We start from the raw sequence: 4,117 nt of genomic DNA, 5'->3' as shown, positions 1-4,117 counted from the left end.
CCGCCGCCAAGCCGGTCGCCGAAGCCGAACACACCGTGCGCGTGGACACCAAACGCCTGGACGCGATCGTCAACCTGATCGGCGAACTGGTGCTCTCGCGCAACCGCCTCAAAACCCTGCGTGCGCGCCTGCATGACGAAGAGCTGGACCGCGCCGTGTCCACGCTGGACATCGCCACTGCGCGCCTGCAGTCGGCGGTCATGCGTACCCGCATGCAGCCGGTCGGCAAGGTGTTCTCGCGCTTCCCCAAAGTCGCCCGCGACGTCGCCCGCAACCTGAAGAAGGAAGTGGAACTGGAATTGATCGGGGCCGACACCGAACTCGACCGCAACCTCGTCGAAGCGCTGGCCGACCCGCTGGTGCACCTGGTCCGCAACGCGATCGACCATGGCGTGGAAATGCCCGACCTGCGCGAAGCGCAGGGCAAGCCGCGCAGCGGCCACGTGCGCCTGTCGGCACAGCAGGAAGGCGACTATGTCAGCATCGAGGTGCAGGACGACGGGGCCGGCATCGACCCCGAGCGACTGCGCGCCAAAGCCCGCGAAAAGGGCCTCATCGATCCCGAAGCCGCCGCCCGCCTGAGCAGCGAGGAATGCCTGCACCTGGTGTTCCTGCCGGGCTTCTCGACCAAGCAGGAAGTCACTGATATCTCCGGGCGGGGCGTCGGCATGGACGTGGTGCAGTCGCGCATCCGCGAGCTCAGCGGCCAGATCCAGATCCAGTCCGAACTCGGCCGTGGCAGCCGCTTCATGATCCGCGTGCCGCTCACCCTGGCGATCCTGCCCACCCTGCTCGTGCAGGCGGGCGAAGACGTCTATGCCCTGCCGCTGGCACGCGTGATGGAAGTCCTGCACGCCCCCAACTCGCAGCTGGGCTGGTTCGACGGCCGCGCCGTGCTGGATCGCCGCTCGCACACCCTGCCGCTGGTGGACCTGCGCCACTGGCTGGCGGTCGAACCGGTGTCCTCGCCGCTGCTCACCATCGTGGTACTGCAGGCCGGCGAAGCCCGCTTCGGTCTGGTGGTCGACCAGGTTCGGGGTCGCGAGGAGGTGGTGATCAAGCCGCTGCCCAAAACCCTCCGCGGCCTGCGCGGCTATGCAGGTGCCACGCTGATCGGAGATGGCCGCATGGCGCTGATTCTCGATGTCGATGGGTTGCGATAACCCGACCATGGCGCTTTGCCGGGCATGGCCCGGCACTACCCACCCTGCGACACCCGGTCACTCAAGACCGCCAACTGCCCGCCGATACCCGAACAATGGACAGACTCAGCCTCATCGGACTTTTCCTCGCCCTGGCCTCGCTGGTCGGCGGCAGCATCCTCAAGGGTGCCGGTCTGGCGTCGCTGTGGTCGCCGGCGGCTTTTGTGATCGTCATCGTCGGCACCCTCGCCGCGATCCTGCTGCACACCTCGCCAGCCGTGTTCAAGCACGCCTTCAGGATCGTGCGCTGGATCGTGCGTCCCCCGGGGAGTGATCGCCAGGACCTGATCCGCCAGATCGTGGAATGGAGCAATATCGCGCGCCGCCAGGGCCTGCTGGGCCTGGAAGCCCAGGTCGACGCCCAGGACGACCCGTTCCTGCGCAAGGGTCTGCAGCTGCTGGTGGACGGTGTCGAACCTGAGTCCATCCGCCACATGCTGGAAATTGAACTGAGCAACCAGGAAAGCCAGGATCTGGCTGCCTCCAAGGTGTTCGAGGGCATGGGCATCTACGCCCCCACGCTGGGCATCATCGGCGCGGTGCTGGGCCTGATCGCGGTGATGAAGAATCTCGCCGACCCGAGCAAGCTCGGCCACGGCATCGCCGCCGCGTTCACCGCCACCATCTACGGCATCGCCTCGGCCAACCTGCTGTTCCTGCCGATTTCGGCCAAGCTCAAGAGCGTGATCCACCACAATTCGCGCGACCGCGAGATGATCATCGAAGGGCTGATCTCCATTGCCCAGGGTGAGAACCCGCGCAACATCGAAACCAACCTGTCCGGCTTCCTGCACTGACATGGCCCGCCGCAAAGCCCACGAAGAGCATGCCAACCATGAGGCCTGGGCGATCCCCTATGCCGACCTCATGACGCTGCTGCTTGCCTTCTTCGTGGTCATGTACGCCATTTCTTCGATCAACGAAGGCAAGTACCGGGTCATGGCCGATGCGCTGACCACTGCCTTTGGCGGCGCGCCGCGCACCATCAATCCGGTCCAGGTCGGCAACCAGCAGGTGCAGGGCGGCGGCTGGGACAGCCCCAACGTGATCAAGGCCGGCAATCGCATCGGCCCGTCCGCGCCGGCTCCCTCCAACGACCCGACCCTGCTGCCGGCGATGGCCTCGCAGATGCGCATGCCGGTGTCGGTGCACGACCAGGAACAGATCCGCCGGGCCGAGCAGCAGCTCAACGGCATCGCGGACCGCCTGACTGCGACCCTGGCCCCGCTGATCGACCGCGGCATGATCACGGTACGCCGTACCGAGTTGTGGATCGAAGTGCAGATCAACAGCGACATCCTGTTCACCACGGGCTCGGCCTCCCTGGACGTGCACGCCCGCCAGACCCTGTCGAGCCTGGCCGAGGTACTGCGCGACGCGCCCAACGGCGTCCGCGTGGAAGGTCATACCGACGACGTGCCAATCGCCACCGCCCTGTTCCCGTCCAACTGGGAGCTGTCGGCCGCACGTGCCGCCAGCGTGGTGCATCTGTTCGCCGACCAAGGCCTGCAGCCGGCCCGGCTGGCGATGGTCGGTTATGGCCAGTTCCGCCCGCGCGAAGACAACACCAGCCCCGAAGGTCGCAACCGCAATCGTCGGGTGATGGTGATCATCCTCGCCGACACGTCGCAGAGCGTGGACCCGCTGGGAGCCAAGCTCACCGCCGAGACCACCCCGGACGCGCTGGGACAGCCTGCCAGCGCACCCCCTGTTTCCCCCATCGCGCCGGTGCAGTTGCCACCGGTGCCGGCCGGCAGCCGCGTAGGCGCCGCCGTCCCCCCTGCAATGAAGGAGTGAACCAATGCGAATCTGGGCAATTGCCAATCAGAAGGGCGGCGTGGGCAAAACCACCACCACGCTGGCACTCGGCCGCGGCCTGGCCGCGCAGGGTCACCGCGTCCTGCTCATCGACCTGGACCCGCACTCCTCGCTGACCCGCGCCTTCGGCGTGCCGCTGGATCCGCCGCCGGCCGGCGTGCTCGAGCTGTTCGCCACACCACCGGCGGAACTGGCCAGTCTCGCTCATCACAGCAACATTCCCGGGCTGGATTTCGTCTGTGCGCAGGCAGCGCTGGCCACACTGGAGCGTCGCAGCGCCAACCAACCCGGCCTCGGCCTGGCCCTGCAGAATGCCATGGCCCGCCACCAGGGCCAGCATGACCACATCCTGCTTGACTGCGCGCCGACCCTGGGACTGTTGATGATCAACGCCCTGGCCGCCGCCGACCGGCTGATCATTCCCACCCAGGCCGAGCCGCTCGCGCTGCACGGACTGGACGGCATGGTCCGCACCGGAGAGATGGTCGAGCGTTCGCGCCGCCGTCCGTTACCCATGAGCATCCTGCCCACCCTGTTCGACCGCCGCACCCGCGCCGGCAACGAGACCGTCAAGGAAATGCAGGATCGGCACGGACACCGGGTCTGGGAAGATGCCATTCCCGTCGACACCCGTATCTGCAATGCCGCCAGCCTCACTGTGCCGGCGCAGTCCGATGACTACCCTGGCCGCGGCCTGGCCGCGTACCGGCGTGCCCTGGAGTGGATACTGGCCGACGACGCCCTGCAGATGGAGCGCGCCGCATGAGTACGCCTGGCGTTCTGGACGATTACCTGGAAGAGCTGCTGGGCGATGCGATCGCCGCCGCGCCGCCCGTGCCTGCCGAACCCGAAGCGCCGACGCCGGCCTTTGACACCCCGACCTCGCCCGGTGCGCCGGCCAACCTGGCCCTGCTCGACGAGTTGATGAACGATCCGGCGTTGGGTCCGGTGGTCACCGATCCCGTCGTAGAGCCGGGCTCTGCCCGGCTGACCACCGAGGACGCACGCCCGGACTGGAACGACCTGCCCGACGAAGTCCTCCACGACACCCCCGTCGTCGCCGCTCCCGCGCCGGTCCCCGCTCCTGCCCCCGAACC

4 protein-coding genes and 1 pseudogene are annotated in these 4,117 nt (G+C 67.6%); all 5 read left to right on the top strand.

What is annotated here, in order from left to right:
• The coding region (locus EGJ34_RS20795; protein WP_148100543.1) for a chemotaxis protein CheA at positions 1 to 1,163 on the top strand (1,163 nt) is incomplete at its 5' end.
• Between the two features lie 95 nt (positions 1,164 to 1,258).
• Positions 1,259 to 1,999, top strand: coding sequence for a flagellar motor protein (locus EGJ34_RS20790; protein WP_125362318.1), 741 nt, complete (start codon positions 1,259 to 1,261; stop codon positions 1,997 to 1,999).
• A gap of 1 nt (position 2,000) precedes the next feature.
• A complete protein-coding gene (gene motD / locus EGJ34_RS20785) occupies positions 2,001 to 2,999 on the top strand; it encodes a flagellar motor protein MotD (protein ID WP_125362317.1) in 999 nt (332 codons plus the stop codon).
• 4 nt (positions 3,000 to 3,003) lie between these two features.
• Entirely contained in the window at positions 3,004 to 3,786 is a 783-nt protein-coding gene (locus EGJ34_RS20780) for a ParA family protein (RefSeq protein WP_125362316.1), read from the top strand.
• Positions 3,783 to 4,117: pseudogene (locus EGJ34_RS20775) on the top strand (chemotaxis protein CheW); the annotation flags it as partial. The gene EGJ34_RS20780 and the pseudogene EGJ34_RS20775, both read left to right, overlap by 4 nt.

This window comes from Stenotrophomonas sp. 278, assembly GCF_003935715.1.
GTDB classification, from domain to species: domain Bacteria; phylum Pseudomonadota; class Gammaproteobacteria; order Xanthomonadales; family Xanthomonadaceae; genus Stenotrophomonas; species Stenotrophomonas maltophilia_AH.
The sequence above is the reverse complement of the archived record's forward strand: the minus strand, read 5'-3'. Positions and strand labels throughout refer to the sequence as shown.